Annotated in this window: 15 protein-coding genes; all 15 read left to right on the plus strand. The window is 71.2% G+C overall.

Annotated elements, in window-relative coordinates:
* Positions 1–578 (plus strand): aldehyde dehydrogenase family protein (locus ACIBI9_RS31965; RefSeq protein ID WP_397227332.1); only part of this gene is annotated, 578 nt, incomplete at its 5' end.
* A complete protein-coding gene (locus tag ACIBI9_RS31970; protein WP_397227334.1) occupies positions 571–1,392 on the plus strand; it encodes an aldehyde dehydrogenase family protein in 822 nt (273 codons plus the stop codon). The genes ACIBI9_RS31965 and ACIBI9_RS31970, both read left to right, overlap by 8 nt.
* A gap of 77 nt (positions 1,393–1,469) precedes the next feature.
* Positions 1,470–2,411 (plus strand): ribokinase, encoded by a 942-nt coding sequence (locus ACIBI9_RS31975; RefSeq protein WP_364257649.1) that lies wholly within the window; start codon positions 1,470–1,472, stop codon positions 2,409–2,411.
* The gene (rbsD, locus tag ACIBI9_RS31980; RefSeq protein ID WP_397227336.1) at positions 2,408–2,812 is read left to right on the plus strand and encodes a D-ribose pyranase; all 405 of its coding nucleotides are present in this window, start codon (positions 2,408–2,410) and stop codon (positions 2,810–2,812) included. Before ACIBI9_RS31975 ends, rbsD begins: the two co-directional genes overlap by 4 nt.
* A gap of 13 nt (positions 2,813–2,825) precedes the next feature.
* Positions 2,826–4,319 (plus strand): sugar ABC transporter ATP-binding protein, encoded by a 1,494-nt coding sequence (locus ACIBI9_RS31985; protein ID WP_397227338.1) that lies wholly within the window; start codon positions 2,826–2,828, stop codon positions 4,317–4,319.
* Positions 4,316–5,311: an ABC transporter permease gene (locus ACIBI9_RS31990; RefSeq protein WP_397227340.1), complete on the plus strand. Its 996-nt coding sequence runs from the start codon at positions 4,316–4,318 to the stop codon at positions 5,309–5,311. Before ACIBI9_RS31985 ends, ACIBI9_RS31990 begins: the two co-directional genes overlap by 4 nt.
* Positions 5,312–5,322: 11 nt before the next feature.
* Complete coding sequence (locus ACIBI9_RS31995; RefSeq protein WP_397227342.1) at positions 5,323–6,324, plus strand: substrate-binding domain-containing protein; 1,002 nt, start codon at positions 5,323–5,325, stop codon at positions 6,322–6,324.
* Between the two features lie 438 nt (positions 6,325–6,762).
* On the plus strand, positions 6,763–7,368 hold the full coding sequence (locus ACIBI9_RS32000) for a TetR/AcrR family transcriptional regulator (RefSeq protein WP_397227344.1): 606 nt from the start codon (positions 6,763–6,765) through the stop codon (positions 7,366–7,368).
* A 97-nt stretch (positions 7,369–7,465) separates the two neighbouring features.
* Positions 7,466–7,894 carry a hypothetical protein gene (locus ACIBI9_RS32005; protein WP_397227346.1) on the plus strand — a complete coding sequence of 143 codons (429 nt, stop codon included), beginning with the start codon at positions 7,466–7,468 and terminating at the stop codon, positions 7,892–7,894.
* A gap of 67 nt (positions 7,895–7,961) precedes the next feature.
* Positions 7,962–8,894, plus strand: coding sequence for a formylglycine-generating enzyme family protein (locus ACIBI9_RS32010; protein ID WP_397227348.1), 933 nt, complete (start codon positions 7,962–7,964; stop codon positions 8,892–8,894).
* A gap of 20 nt (positions 8,895–8,914) precedes the next feature.
* Positions 8,915–10,474, plus strand: coding sequence for a sulfatase (locus ACIBI9_RS32015; protein WP_397227350.1), 1,560 nt, complete (start codon positions 8,915–8,917; stop codon positions 10,472–10,474).
* Between the two features lie 9 nt (positions 10,475–10,483).
* A complete protein-coding gene (locus ACIBI9_RS32020) occupies positions 10,484–11,851 on the plus strand; it encodes a sulfatase (protein WP_397227352.1) in 1,368 nt (455 codons plus the stop codon).
* A 186-nt stretch (positions 11,852–12,037) separates the two neighbouring features.
* Positions 12,038–13,003, plus strand: coding sequence for a sugar kinase (locus ACIBI9_RS32025; RefSeq protein WP_397227354.1), 966 nt, complete (start codon positions 12,038–12,040; stop codon positions 13,001–13,003).
* Positions 12,975–13,736 carry an IclR family transcriptional regulator gene (locus tag ACIBI9_RS32030; protein ID WP_397227356.1) on the plus strand — a complete coding sequence of 254 codons (762 nt, stop codon included), beginning with the start codon at positions 12,975–12,977 and terminating at the stop codon, positions 13,734–13,736. The genes ACIBI9_RS32025 and ACIBI9_RS32030 overlap by 29 nt, the downstream gene beginning before the upstream one ends.
* A complete protein-coding gene (locus tag ACIBI9_RS32035) occupies positions 13,723–14,328 on the plus strand; it encodes a bifunctional 4-hydroxy-2-oxoglutarate aldolase/2-dehydro-3-deoxy-phosphogluconate aldolase (protein ID WP_397227358.1) in 606 nt (201 codons plus the stop codon). Before ACIBI9_RS32030 ends, ACIBI9_RS32035 begins: the two co-directional genes overlap by 14 nt.
* Positions 14,329–14,451 lie beyond the last annotated feature (123 nt).

Raw genomic sequence — 14,451 nt, forward strand, 5'->3', positions numbered from 1 at the left:
ACCAGGGCCATGTGTGCTGCGCCGGGTCGCGGCTGCTGGTGCAGGAGTCGGTTCAGGAGGAGCTGCTGGCCGCGTTGAAGCGGCGGCTGGGCACGTTGCGGGTGGGTGATCCGCTGGACAAGAACACCGATGTGGGGGCGATCAACTCCGCCGAGCAGCTCGCCAAGATCAAGGAGCTGTCGGCGCTGGGGGAGTCGGAGGGGGCCGAGCGGTGGTCGCCGGTGTGTGAGCTGCCCGAGCGGGGGTTCTGGTTCCCGCCCACGATCTTCACGGGGGTGGCGCAGTCGCACACGATCGCCCGGGACGAGATCTTCGGCCCGGTGTTGTCGGTGCTGACGTTCCGGACCCCGGCTGAGGCGGTGGAGAAGGCCAACAACACGCCGTATGGGTTGTCGGCGGGGATCTGGACGGAGAAGGGGTCGCGGATCCTGTGGATGGCTGACCGGTTGCGTGCGGGGGTGGTGTGGGCCAACACGTTCAACAAGTTCGACCCGGCCTCGCCGTTCGGCGGTTACAAGGAGTCCGGATACGGCCGCGAGGGCGGTTTGCACGGATTGGAGGCCTACCTCGATGTCTGATCGACGCGTGACCGTGCGCAAAACGTACAAGCTCTTCATCGGTGGAGCGTTCCCGCGCTCGGAGAGCGGGAGGTCCTACCCCGTGACGAGAACGGAGCACGCCGCCAGGGCCTCGCGCAAGGACGCCCGCGACGCGGTCGTGGCCGCGCGCAAGGCGTTTCCCGGCTGGTCGGGCGCCCCCGCCTACAACCGGGGACAGATCCTCTACCGCGTCGCCGAGATGCTGGAGGGCCGCCGCGCCCAGTTCGCCGACGAGCTCGGCGGCCCGCGCAAGCAGGCGCTGGAGCAGGTGGACGCCGCCGTCGACCGGCTCGTCTGGTACGCGGGCTGGTCCGACAAGATCGCCGCCGTGCGCGGGACGGCCAACCCGGTCGCGGGCCCGTACCTCAACCTGTCCTCGCCGGAACCGGTCGGGGTGGTCGCGGTCATCGCGCCCGCCGAGCCCCTGCTCGGCCTCGTCACCGCCGTCGCACCCGTGATCGTCACCGGCAACACCTGCGTCGTGGTCGCCTCGGAGCGGGCGCCGCTGCCCGCGATCACGTTCGCCGAAGTGCTGGCCACCTCCGACCTGCCGGGCGGCGTGGTGAACATCCTCACCGGGCACCAGGCCGAGCTGGCCCCGTGGCTGGCCGCGCACATGGACGTCAACGGGCTCGACCTCACCGGCGTGGCGGCCCCCGAGCTGAAGCCGGCCTGCGAACAGGCGGCGACCGAGAACTTCAAGCGCGTGCTCACCACGGCAGAGGACCGCGGGACGAGACGCATGACCGCGTTCATGGAGACCAAGACGGTCTGGCACCCCGCCGGGATCTGATCGACCCCGCACCCGCAAGGACACGGCACATGGGCCGTGCCCTCGGGTCACCCATCCCCGAATCTGGAGGAACCCCCATGGAACCCACCGGTGTTCTCGTCGTCGGGAGCATCACCGCGGACGTCACGGCGTTCAGCCGGCGGCTGCCGCGGCGCGGTGAGACCGTGCTCGGTGACGACTTCACCCTCGTGCTCGGCGGCAAGGGCGCGAACCAGGCGGTGGCCGCCGCCCACTCGGGCGCGCCGACCTGGATGGCCGCCTGCGTGGGCCAGGACCCGTTCCGCGACATCGTGCTGTCCGGCCTGGAGACGCACGGCGTCACGCTCACCGAGGTCCGCACGGTCGAGGGCCGCACGGGCGTCGCCCACATCCGCGTGGACGCCTCGGGCGAGAACGACATCGTCATCACGCCGCTCGCCAACGCCTCCCTCGACGAGGCGATGGTCACGGAGAGCATCGAGCGCGTCCGCGACCGGGTCGGCGTCCTCCTGCTCCAGCTCGAGATCCGGACGGAGGTCGCCTGCCACGCGGCGCGGGAGGGCGCGGCGGCCGGGCTGACCGTGGTCCTGGACCCGGCGCCCGCCCAGGAGTTGCCCGACGACGTGTGGCCGTACCTCGACATCGTGACCCCGAACGAGAGCGAGGCCACCGTGCTGACCGGCGTCCAGGTCACGGACCTGGAGTCGGCGGAGCGGGCGGCGGCCTGGTTCCTGGAGCGCGGCGTGCGCCACGCGATCATCACTCTCGGCGCGGGCGGGGCCCTGTCGGTCACGAAGGAGCGCACCCGCCACTTCCCCGCGTACGCCGTGACGCCCGTGGACACCACGGCGGCCGGCGACGCGTTCACCGGCTTCTTCGGCGGCGCCCTCGCCGCCGGCCTCGACGTGGACACCGCCATCCAGTACGGCATGGCGGCCGGCGCCCTGGCCACCACCAAGGCGGGAGCCAGCCCCTCGCTCCCCGGCAGGGACGAGGTCGAGCCACTGGTCAACACCTCCATGGAAGGAGCCACCCGATGAGGCGCAACCAAGGGACGCTCAACGCCCAGCTCGCCCGCGTCATCTCCGAGCTCGGCCACACGGACACGATCGTCGTCACCGACGCGGGCCTGCCCATCCCGAGGGAGGTGGAACGCGTGGACCTGGCCGTCAGGGAGAACCTGCCGCGTTTCCTCGACCTGCTGGACGTGGTGCTCGACGAGGTGGCCGTGGAGGGCGTGCTGCTGTCCGAGGAGATCAAGCAGCACAGCCCGGACATGCTGGCCGCGATCGAGGAGCGGTTCGACCGGCTCGGCCTGACGCTGGAGTTCCTGCCGCACACCGAGTTCAAGCGGGCCACCGCAGGGGCCAGGGCGGCCGTGCGCTCCGGCGAGTTCACCCCGTACGCCAACGTCCTGCTCACCGCGGGCGTCGTGTACTGATCGGGAGCCTGGCATGCATCTCCAGCTGGCCGATGTGCGCAAGTCCTTCGGCGACAACAGCGTCCTGCGCGGCGTCAGCTTCGACGTCGGTCCCGGCGAGGTCGTGGCGCTCATCGGGGAGAACGGGGCGGGCAAGTCCACGCTCACCCGGGTGATCTCCGGCGCGCACCAGCCCGACTCGGGGCGGCTGCTGATCGACGGGACCGCGACGGTGTTCAAGGACCCGCAGGCCGCGATGGCGCAGGGCATCGAGGTCATCTACCAGGAGTTCCAGCAGAACCTGTTCCCGCACCTCAGCGTGGCCGAGAACATGTATGTGCTGGACCGCGAGCGCGTCTTCGGCCGCCTGTTCGTCTCCAAGCAGCGCATGGCCGCCGAGGCCAGGCAGGCGCTCCGCCGCCTCGGCATGGAGATCGACGTGCACCGCCAGGTCAGCGAGCTGAGCGTGGCCGAGCGGCAGATGCTCGAGATCGCCAAGGCCATGACGCACGAGCTGCGGCTGATCATCCTCGACGAGCCGACCGCGGCGCTCGACGAGCAGGAGTCCGAGCAGCTCTTCGCCCAGGTGAACCGGCTGCGCGAGGCCGGCGTCTCGGTGATCTACATCAGCCACCGGCTGGACGAGGTCTTCGCCCTCTCGGACCGCATCGTCGTGCTGCGCGACGGCCGGGTCACGCTCGACGCCCCCACCGAGCGGCTCACCCCTGCCGAGGTCGTCACCGCCATGGTCGGCGACGCCGTGGACGACTTCTACCCCAAGGAGCGCAACGCCCGGGACGAGGTCGTGCTGGAGGTGCGCGGCGGGGGCGGCTCGCGCTTCCACGACATCGATCTGCAGGTCAGGGCCGGCGAGGTGGTCGGCATCGGCGGCGTGGTCGGCTGCGGGCGCAGCGACCTGCTGCGCGCGCTGTTCGGCCTGCAGCCGCTGACCGGCGGGTCCGTGCTCGTGGACGGCTCCGGCGTACGCGTCGCGAGCGTCCAGGACGCGATCGGCAGCCGGATCGCCTACCTGTCGCCCGACCGGCAGGCGGAGGGCCTGTGCATGGGCCAGTCGGTCGAGTCGAACGTGTCGCTGGCCTCGCTGCGCGAGTTCAGCTCCGGGAGCGGCGTCGTACGGCGTGGCAAGGAGCGCGCGGCCACCGGCGCGGTCATCTCGGAGCTGCGGGTGCGCGCCGCCTCCCCGTCGATCGCGGTCAGCTCGCTGTCCGGCGGTAACCAGCAGAAGGCCCTGTTCGCCAAGTGGGTGATGACCCGGCCGCGGGTGCTGCTCATGGACGAGCCGACCCGCGGCGTGGACGTCGGGGCCAAGACCGAGATCTACCGGATCATCAACCAGCTCACCGCGGACGGCGTCGCCGTCCTGCTCGTGAGCTCCGACCTGCCGGAACTCGTCGCCATGTCCGACCGCGTGGTCGTGATGCGCGAGGGACGGCTCGTCGCCGAGCTGACCGGCGACGACCTCGACGAGCAGTCCATCCTCAAGCACGCACTGGTAGGTGCCGCATGACCTCGAAGCTCAAGACCGTCGCGGGCCGGCTGCGCGCGGTGTGGATGCTCCTCCTGGTAGGGATCGTCCTCTCGGTGGCCTCGCCGGTCTTCCTCACCCCGACGAACCTGCTCAACGTCGCGCTCGCGACCTCCGTCGCCGCGCTGCTCGCGGCCGGGCAGACATATGTGATCATCCTTGCCGAGATCGACCTGTCCGTGGGCTCGGCGCTCGGCTTCTCCGCCGTCGTCACCGCCCTGACGCTCGGCACGTACGGGCTGATCCCCGCGCTGGCCGCGGGCCTGGCGACCGGCGCGGCCATCGGGCTGGTCAACGGCTTGCTCGTGACCAGGACCAGGATGCCGTCGTTCATCGCGACGCTGGCCACGATGTCGGTGTTCGCGGGGCTCACCCTGCACATCACCTCGGGCAACCCGATCCCGGTGACGGACTACGACTTCCAGGGGATCGGGCAGGCGAGGTTCGCGGGCGTGCCGGTGCCGGTGTGGATCATGCTGGTGGCGTTCGGGATCTTCGGGTACGTCCTGGCGCGCACCCGCTTCGGCCGCTACGTCTACGCCACCGGCGACAACGTCGAGGCCGCGCGGCTGTCCGGCATCAGGGTGCACCGCGTCAAGATCCTCGCCTTCGTCATCAGCGGCGTGCTGGCGTCCCTGGCGGGGTTCATCATCACCGCCCGGCTGTCCACGGCCCAACCGACCGCCGGCGCCGGCCTGGAGCTGGACGCGATCGCGGCCGTCATCATCGGCGGCACCAGCCTCGCCGGCGGTCGCGGCACCCTGCTCGGCACCCTCGTCGGAGCGCTCGTGCTCGGCGTCATCGACAACGGGATGAACCTGCTCGACGTCTCCCCGTTCCTGCAGGACGTGGTGAAGGGCCTGGTCATCCTCCTGGCCGTCTTCCTCGACCGCAACGTGGACATCCTGCGCAGGCTCGTGCCGCGCAGGGCCGAATCCCCCGTCCGTACCCCAGAACTCGCCCAGCACATCTAAAGGAAAGATCCATGCGCACTCCCCGCAAGCTCATCGCCGTCGCCGCCCTGGCCGCCGTCTCCCTGACCGCCTGCAGCCGGGGCGGCGAGGAGGCGACCACGGGCGCCCCCCAGGCGTCCGGCAAGAAGGACGCCACGATCATCATGAGCACGCTCGGCAACCCGTTCTTCATCAGCGTGAAGGACGGCGCCGAGGCCCAGGCCGCCAAGAGCGGCATCACCCTGAACGTGCAGAACGCCGACAACTCCGACGCCACCTTCCTCAACCAGGCGACGACCGCCATCTCCAAGCAGACCGGGATCCTCATCCTCGACCCGGTGGGCAGCCAGTCGGCCAGCAGCTCCGTCACCCAGGCGAACTCGGCGAGCATCCCCGTGATGGCCTTCGACCGCAAGCCGTCCGGCGGCAAGCTGGCCACGTTCGTCGGCTACGACGCCGTCCAGGCCGGCAAGAACGCGGCCGACGCGCTGGCCGAGGCCGTCGGCGGCAAGGGCAAGGTCGTCGAGATCCAGGGCATCCTCGGCACCAACGTGGCCCAGGACCGCAGCAAGGGCTTCCAGCAGCAGATCGCCACGCACAAGGACATCAAGGTCGTCGCCACGCAGGCGGCCGACTTCGACCGGGCCAAGGCCCTGAACGTGATGACGAACGTGCTGCAGGCCAACCCCGACATCGACGGCGTGTACGCGGCCAACGACGAGATGGCGATGGGCGTGCTGTCCGCGCTCAAGGCCCGCAACCTGGTGGGCAAGGTCAAGGTCGTCGGCAACGACGGCATCGCCGACGCGCTGGCCGCCGTCGCGGCGGGCGAGATGTACGCCACGAACGCCGAGTCGCCGTTCGCGCTCGGGCAGAAGGTGGTCTCGCTGGCCTCCGACGTCCTGGGCGGCAAGCAGGTGCAGGCCGACGAGACGCTGCAGGGCAAGCTCGTCAAGAAGGACAACGTGAAGGAGTACGCGGACTACCTCGTCGGCCTCGGCGACAAGTCCGGCGTCCCGGACAGCCTCAAGTAGGACCCTCGAACCCCGGCCCGGGCATCGGGCCGGGGTTGCCATGACGGCGGGGTGGGGCGTACACGCCCCGAATTTCGCGCGGCTCCGGTCTGCGCGGCGGGCGAGCGCCGTTCGGCGCTGGTGCAGACGATCGACTTCCGGTCGACGCTGCTCGAATGGTTCGCACTCCCGACAACGGCCCGCTGTTCACGCTGACGCCCACGCGCATGATGGCCCGCTTCCGCCCCGAGGAGTTGCGCGACGCCGAACTGGTGGGACGACGCGCTGAAGGCCCGGATGATCCGCCTCCTGGTCGAGCTGCTGCGGGACACCGACGCGCCCGCCGAGCTCAGCGACGCGTTGCTGCAGTAAGTTACTGAAAGGTAGGGGTTTCTTACCTACCGAGTACTCGGTAAGTTACGAGTAACCGGAGCAGCGGGCGCCGAAGGGGAGATACGCATGGCACGAGCGGAGAGCAGCCGGGTCCGCCGCCCGGCCGCCGCGCGACGGGAGCAGATCCTCGCCGTCGCCGCGGACGCGTTCGCCGTCGCGGGCTTCCGGGGCACGAGCCTGGCCGAAGTGGCCCAGAAGGTCGGGGTCTCCCAGCCGGGCCTGCTGCATCACTTCGACAGCAAGGAATCCCTCATCCTCGCGGTGCTCCAGCAGCGCGACCTCCAAGACGAGCAGCACGTCGAAGCGCAGTTCCAGGGGGTGGAGGTCACCACCAGGGAATGGCTGATGGCGTTCTGCCGTCGCAACGAGACCCAACCCGGCCTCGTCCGGCTGTTCACCGTCCAGGCGGCCGAGAGCCTCAACCCGGCGCACCCGGCTCACGACTTCTTCTACCAGCGCAACCAGCGAGTCCGGGACCGGATCGCCCGGCTGATCATCGCCGACCAGGAGAAGGGGCGCATGTCCCCGTCCCTCGATCCGGCCGCCACGGCCGCCGAGCTGGTCTCTCTGATGAACGGCCTGCAGCTGCAGTGGCTCCGTGACCCCACGACCGACATGTGCGAGCTCTTCGAGACGAGTCTGCTGCGGCTCGAAGCGATCCCGAAGGCCTGACCTTCCAGAAACACCCCCGGCGCCGGTCCCGCGCGTCAGCCGGCATGACGACGCATGCGCAGGCGGCGCCGTCCCCGGCTTCACGAGGAGTTCCACCATGCGTACAGGCGCACGAAGCCGTCCAACTCTCCGAGCCCTGCCGGCGTCGTCCGCGGGGCGGCGCCTGCCCTCCATCCCCGGCGCTCCCCCCGACCCCGCCCACCTGCCGAAAGGTCGTCCCTTCCGCCTGAGCGAGGACGTCTGCGCGCAGGAGGCGCCGGAGCTGTCGCCGCGCGGCGTCGGCCATTGTCGGCATCAACGTGGCGGCCTCGGGATCGGCCCGCATCGGGGCCGGTTCGTCGAGATCGGCGACGCCGACCGGGCGACCGGATGCCGGTTCCGCACCCGCTGCCCGATCGGGCCGCTGAAGCGCCCGGGCCGTACGGTCTGTGTCGAGCAGGCGCCGGAGCGCACGCCCGCCGCCACGGGGCAGCCGGCCGCGTGCCACTTCGCCGGAGATCCGGCCGCCACTGGAGCGGTGGCATGAGCGAGCGAAGCGAGCGACTAATCGAACACGGCCGGCTGTCGCTCATGCGACCGACGCAGGAGGGCGTATGAGCGGCTGTTGCACCCCAGGCCGGCCGTCGTCCGGCGCGTCGACGGCGGCGGCGCAGCCCCTGCGGGCGGGGCGCGGATCCGACGTCGGAATGGCGCGGCTTCCCGGCGGGCGCTTCCGGATGGGCAGCGACGGCGCCGAGGGCTTCCCCTCCGACGGTGAGGGCCCGGTCCGCACGGTGGAGCTCTCGCCGTTCCTCATCGACCGCTGCGCAGTGACGAACGATGATTTTTCGGGATTCGTGGCCGAGACGGGCTACGTCACGGAGACCGAACGGATCGGCTGGTCCTACGTGTTCGTCCGCTTCCTGAACCGGGAGCTGCGCCGGATCTCGCCGCGGCCCGAGGTCACCCCGTGGTGGGCGGCCGTCCGGGGAGCGGACTGGCGCCATCCCGAAGGACCGGGGAGCGGCCTGGACGACCGCGGCGATCATCCGGTCGTCCACGTGTCCTGGCACGACGCCGACGCCTATGCCCGCTGGGCCGGCAAGCGGCTGCCGACCGAGGCGGAGTGGGAGTACGCCGCGCGAGGCGGCCACGACCAGCGGCGCTACCCGTGGGGCGACGAGCTCACCCCCGGCGGCAGGCACATGGCCAACATCTGGCAGGGCCGCTTCCCGGTCACGAACACGGCCGAGGACGGCTACGCGGGGACCGCGCCGGCGCACGCGTTCCCGCCCAACGACTTCGGCCTGCACAACATGGCGGGCAACGTCTGGGAGTGGTGCGCCGACTGGTGGGGGACCGATCACCCCGCCCAGGAGCGAAACCCGGTCGGCCCGCGTTCGGGCACCGACCGGGTGACGCGCGGCGGCTCGTACCTCTGCCACGACTCCTACTGCAACCGCTACCGGGTCGCCGCCCGCTCGCACAACACGCCGGACAGCTCCGGGGGCAACACCGGCTTCCGCTGCGCCCGCGATCTCGACTGACCGACACACGAAGGGTTCCCATGCGCGTCATCTACATCGACGTCGACACGCTCCGAGCCGACCACACGCAACCCTACGGCTACCAGCGGCCCACCACGCCGAACCTGCAGGCACTGGCCGACAAGGGCGTGGTGTTCGAGCGCTACTACTGCTCCGACTCGCCCTGCCTGCCCTCGCGCACCGCGCTGACCAGCGGGCAGTTCGGCATCACGAACGGCGTCGTCGGGCACTTCGGCGAGGCCGCCAGGTTCCGCCTCGACTCGGGCCACGGCAACCATCCGGAACGCCCGCTGCTCGGCCAGCGGCTGGGTGCGCACGGCTACTACACGGCCGCCGTGTCGATGTTCGCCGAGCGGCACCGGGCCTACTACTTCCTGGGCAACTTCCGCGAATCGATCCGGGCCAGCAACGAGATCAACGACGAGGACGGGCGTGACATCAACCGGGTCGGGCTGGACTGGATCCGCCGCCACGCGCACGAGGACGACTGGTACCTGCACCTGACCTACTGGGAGCCGCACACGCCGTACCTGACCGAGCCGGGCTGGACCGAGAAGGCGGCCGCCTCCGGGCCGCCCCCGGCCTGGCCGGACCAGGAGGCCATCGACGGCCACGCGGAGGTCTACGGGCCGCGCAGCGCCCTCGACCTGCACTACTCGGCCCTGCCGCGCAGCTCCCCGGTCCCGCACAACATGCCGGAGGCCATCCGCACCCGCGCGGACTTCGAGCACCTCATCAACGGGTTCGACGGCACGATCATGTACTGGGACAGCCTGTTCGGCGAGCTGCTGGCCACGCTGGAGGAGCTCGGCATCGCGGGCGAGACCGCGATCATCGTGAGCGCCGATCACGGGGAGTCCTTCGGTGAGAACGGCTCCTACGCCGAGCACGGGCACGCCAACGAGCCGGTCCACCGGGTGCCGCTGGTCGTCTACTGGCCCGGCGTCACCGACGACCTGCCCGAGGACGCGCGCCGCTGCGACGCCCTGCTGTACAACATCGACCTCGCCCCCACGCTGTGCGACCTGCTCGATGTCCCGATCCCGGGCGGTTGGCAGGGCGCCTCGTTCGCCGACGCGGTACGCGGCTCCGCCATCCCGTCGCGCCCGTACCTGGTGCTCGGCCACGGGGCGCACACCTACCAGCGGGCGGTCCGCACCCGCGACCATCTCTACATGCGGACCTACCATCCGGGCAGCTTCCGCGCCGAGTGGGAGCAGCTGTTCCACGTCACCGCCGACCCGCATCTCACCACCGATCTGATCGAGAAGGAGCCGGAGCTGGCGGCGCAGATGCGTACGTACCTCTCGGAATGGTGGCACACCTACGCGGGCCGGCCGGGCGCGCTGCCCGACCCCATGCAGACGACGCTGCAGGTCGGGCCGACCTACTACAACGACCCGGTCCGCTACATGGAGCACCTGCGCGCCACCGGCCGGGCCCACCTCGCGGACGACCTGGCGGAGCGGCTGTCCACCGCCACCGGTGCCACGCCGGTCTCGTGGCACGCCGCGGAGGCCGCCTGGACGCCCGAGCGGCACGCCATGTGGGAACGCAGAGTCGCCGCGGCCGGCCGCTGAGGAGACCGCATGCCACCGAACATCCTGCTGATCACCGCGGACGACATGGGCGGCGACACCCCGGGCTGCTTCGGCGGCCCGGCGGAGGTGACCCCCGCCCTGGACCGGCTGGCCGCCGAGGGGATGACCTTCGGGCGCGCGCACGTGGCCATCGCGGTGTGCCAGCCCAGCCGTTCCGCGATCATGACCGGTCGCTGGCCGCACCGCAACGGCGCGCAGGGCTTCGAGCCGATCGCCGACGGAGTGCCGGTGCTCACCCGGGTCCTGCGCGAGGCCGGGTACGTGTCGGGCATCCTCGGCAAGGTGGAGCATCTGCAGCCGGTGGAGGCGTTCGGCTGGGACTACGCGCGCGGCATGCGCGAGCTCGGGATGGGGCGCGATCCGCGCGCCTACGGCGAGGCGTCGCGGCGGTTCATGGAGGAGGCGGCCGCGCGGGGCCGGCCCTGGTTCCTCATGGCCAACGCGCACGACCCGCATCGCCCGTACTCCGGCAGCCAGGACGAGCTGGACCGGTTCCCGGCCGAGGCCCGGGCCTCCTACCCGGCCCCGTCGAAGGTCTTCGGGCCGGCGGACGACGTCGGAGGCGTGCCCGGTTTCCTCCCCGACCTGCCGGAGGTGGCGTGGGAGTACCGCGAGTACCTGAGCTCGTCCCGCCGCTGCGACGACGTGGTCGCCGAGGTGCTGCGCGCGCTGGACGAGGCCGGCGCCGCCGGGGAGACCCTGGTGGTGTTCCTGTCGGACAACGGGATCGCCGTGCCGTTCGCCAAGGCGAACTGCTACCTGCAGAGCAGCCGGACGCCGCTGATCGTCCGCTGGCCCGGGGTGACCCGCCCGGGCGGGCGCGAGAACAGCGCGTTCGTGTCGATGATCGATCTGTTCCCCACGTTCTGCGCGGCGGCGGGCCTGCCCGGACCGGCCGGACTGGACGGGCGGACCATGCTCCCGCTGCTGCGCGGGGAGCCCCAGGACGGCCGGGACGCGATGTTCACGGTGTTCCACGAGACGGCGGCGAAGGGCCGGTACGAGATGCGGTGCCGGCAGGACGACCGCTTCGGCTACATCTGGAACGAGTGGTCCGACGGCACCCGGGAGTACCGGGCCGAGAACATGATGGGACGCACCTGGCCGGCGATGCTCGCCTCCGGCGACGAGCGGCTCGCCGAGCGCGCCCGCTTCTACCGGCACCGGACCCCCGAGGAGCTCTACGACCTGCACGCCGACCCGCATTCGCTGGCCGACCTGGCCGGCGACCCGGATCGCCGCAAGGACCTCGACGTGGCACGGCAGGGCCTGCTCGCGTGGATGTCCGAGACCGGCGACCCGCTGCTCGACACCTACCGGGCGTACCTCCAGGGTGAGGGTGCCCCCGCCAAGTGACGCCGGACGGCGGCCACGTCCCGGGACGCCTTCCGGCTGTGATGGGGCGACCCGGATGATCTCCACCCCACTCCTTCGAGACGTCCGGCTTATCGGATATATTGCAAATGCAGCATAGGCGTTGCAACATTTGCAATAGGGAGTGCCTTCGTGCGAGTGGTCACGTGGGCGGAGGGTGAGCGGCCGATGAGACCCGCAGACGTGCTCGCGATCGGCGAGACCATGGTGATGGTCACCCCGACAGCGGGCGGCCGCCTCGACGGGGACAGCGCGTTCATCCTGCGCCCCGGCGGCGCGGAGTCGAACGTCGCCGCGCTGCTGGCCCGGCTCGGCCACGTCACGGCCTGGGCGAGCGCCGTCGGCCGCGACCCCCTCGGTGACCTCGTCCTCGACGCGCTGCGCGCCCACGGCGTGGACGTCGATCTGGTCCGCCGCGACGACGAGCGGCCCACCGCTGTCTACTTCAAGGACCCGACCGCCTCGGGCACCCGCGTCTACTACTACCGGCGCGGCTCGGCCGCCTCGGCCATGACCGTGGCAGAGGTCGCGGGCTGGGCCGCCCGGCCGTCCAGGGTTACGCACATCTCCGGCATCACCGCGGCCATCTCCCCGCAGTGCCTGGAGCTGACCAGGCACATCGTGTTCGACCGGCCGCTCGGACCGGCCGCGGTCAGCTTCGACGTCAACCACCGGCCGAGCCTGTGGAAGGACGCCGACGCCCCGGCCGTGCTCCTGGAGCTGGCACAGCGCGCCGACATCGTCTTCGTCGGTCGCGACGAGGCGGCGGCGCTGTGGGGCACCTCCGACGCCGAGAGCGTGCGCCGGCTCATCGACCGGCCCCCGTACCTGATCGTCAAGGACGCCGCGATCGAGGCGGTCGCCTTCACCCCGGCGGGCGTCCATCGAGCGCCGTCGACGCCGGTCGAGGTGCTCGACGCCGTCGGCGCGGGCGACGCCTTCGCGGCCGGCTGGCTGAGCGGGTTCCTCGACGGCCGGGACGAGCTCACCCGCCTGCGGCTGGGACACTACGCGGCCTCCCGCGTCCTGATGTCCCCGGCCGACCTGGCCGATCTTCCTCCCGCCGGCGAGATCGTCTCGTTGCTCGAACAAGGAGCACACCAGCATGTCGCAGACCGTCGCACGGGCCATTGACATCGTCGGGTTCGTCTCCGTACGTCACCGCACGCTGGGCGAGATCGCCGAGCACCTCGGCGTCCACAAGTCCACCGCGCTGCGCCTGCTGCAGACGCTGGAGGAGGGCGGTTTCGTACGGCGTGTCCCCGGCGGCATGTACGGCATGGGCTTCCAGCTCATCGCGCTCGGCCAGCTCGCGCTCGACCAGGTCGAGGCCCGCTCGCTCGCGCACCCGATCCTGCACGGCCTGAGCGAGCGCTACGGCCAGACGGTCCACCTGGGAGAGCTGGTCGGGGACCAGGTCATCTACGTGGACAAGATCGACGGCCGGGGCACCGTGTCCATGGGCTCGCGCATCGGGCTGCCCGCCCAGCCGCACACCGCCGCCGTCGCCAAGGTCATCCTCGCCTACCAGGACGCCAGGACCTGGGCGCGGGTCATGGAGCGCACCACGTTCACCCGCTTCACCCCGACGACGATCACCACCGCCGAGGCGCTCGAGGCCGAGCTCGCCCTGACCAGGGAACGAGGCTGGGCCGAGGACGACGGCGAGCACGAGGACTACATCAACTGCGTGGCGCTCCCGGTCTTCGACGCCCGGGGCAAGGTCACGCACGGCATCTCGATCACCGCTCTGCGAGCGGTCGTACCACTGGAAGAGCTGCGCGCGTACATCGACGACCTGCGCGACGCGGCCCACGAGATCTCCAAGAGTCTGGGCTGGGGAGGAGACCGCTATGGACGCCGCTGACTTCTTCGACACTAATCTCGGCCGATGCCCGATCCTGGGCATTTTCCGCAATCTCGACCCCGTGGCCACCGTGGCCATGTGCGAGCGCGCCTGGGCGTTCGGCGTCGAGCTCATCGAGGTGCCCGTGCAGGCGCCCGACGCGCTGCCGTCCCTGCGTGCGGCGCTGGACGCCGCCCGGGCCAACGGCAAGAGCGTCGGAGCAGGAACGGTGACCACGGCCGAGCAGCTGACCGCCGTCAGCGAGCTGGGCGCCGCCTTCACCGTCGCGCCCGGGCTCCACCCCGAGGTCGTGGCGGAGTCGCTGCGGCTCGGGCTGCCGCACCTGCCGGGCGTGGCCACGTCCACGGAGATCGCCGCCGCCCTGGCCCACGGCTTCACCTGGCTGAAGGCGTTCCCCGCCGCGCAGCTCGGGCCCGACTGGATAAAGGCGCAGCTCGCGCCGTTCCCCGGCGTCCGTTTCGTCGCGACCGGAGGTGTCGACGCGGGCAACGCGGCCGCCTTCCTGGCCGCGGGCTGCAGGGGAGTGGCCGTGGGATCGGCGCTGAGCGATCCGGACGCGCTGGAACGGCTGCGCAAGGTCACGAATTCTTGACAGCCCCATCGAGCGAACCGGTCGCGGCCAGGGGTGGTCTGCGGGTACGTGGTACACCAGAGCCTGTCACGCGCGCTTGACCAGGCGTTTCATGGGCGATGGGGCGCGTTCGCCGTCGGGGGC

The organism is Nonomuraea sp. NPDC050451 (assembly GCF_044458585.1).

Bases quoted from the DNA above. Each gene is read 5' to 3' on its own strand.
- ACIBI9_RS32035 (WP_397227358.1), top strand. From the start codon at position 13,723: ATGGACGCCGCTGACTTCTTCGACACTAATCTCGGCCGATGCCCGATC.
- ACIBI9_RS32015 (WP_397227350.1), top strand. From the start codon at position 8,915: ATGCGCGTCATCTACATCGACGTCGACACGCTCCGAGCCGACCACACG.
- ACIBI9_RS31975 (WP_364257649.1), top strand. From the start codon at position 1,470: ATGGAACCCACCGGTGTTCTCGTCGTCGGGAGCATCACCGCGGACGTC.
- ACIBI9_RS31995 (WP_397227342.1), top strand. From the start codon at position 5,323: ATGCGCACTCCCCGCAAGCTCATCGCCGTCGCCGCCCTGGCCGCCGTC.
- ACIBI9_RS32000 (WP_397227344.1), top strand. From the start codon at position 6,763: ATGGCACGAGCGGAGAGCAGCCGGGTCCGCCGCCCGGCCGCCGCGCGA.
- rbsD (WP_397227336.1), top strand. From the start codon at position 2,408: ATGAGGCGCAACCAAGGGACGCTCAACGCCCAGCTCGCCCGCGTCATC.
- ACIBI9_RS31990 (WP_397227340.1), top strand. From the start codon at position 4,316: ATGACCTCGAAGCTCAAGACCGTCGCGGGCCGGCTGCGCGCGGTGTGG.
- ACIBI9_RS31970 (WP_397227334.1), top strand. From the start codon at position 571: ATGTCTGATCGACGCGTGACCGTGCGCAAAACGTACAAGCTCTTCATC.
- ACIBI9_RS32025 (WP_397227354.1), top strand. From the start codon at position 12,038: ATGAGACCCGCAGACGTGCTCGCGATCGGCGAGACCATGGTGATGGTC.
- ACIBI9_RS31985 (WP_397227338.1), top strand. From the start codon at position 2,826: ATGCATCTCCAGCTGGCCGATGTGCGCAAGTCCTTCGGCGACAACAGC.
- ACIBI9_RS32010 (WP_397227348.1), top strand. From the start codon at position 7,962: ATGAGCGGCTGTTGCACCCCAGGCCGGCCGTCGTCCGGCGCGTCGACG.
- ACIBI9_RS32020 (WP_397227352.1), top strand. From the start codon at position 10,484: ATGCCACCGAACATCCTGCTGATCACCGCGGACGACATGGGCGGCGAC.
- ACIBI9_RS32030 (WP_397227356.1), top strand. From the start codon at position 12,975: ATGTCGCAGACCGTCGCACGGGCCATTGACATCGTCGGGTTCGTCTCC.
- ACIBI9_RS32005 (WP_397227346.1), top strand. From the start codon at position 7,466: ATGCGTACAGGCGCACGAAGCCGTCCAACTCTCCGAGCCCTGCCGGCG.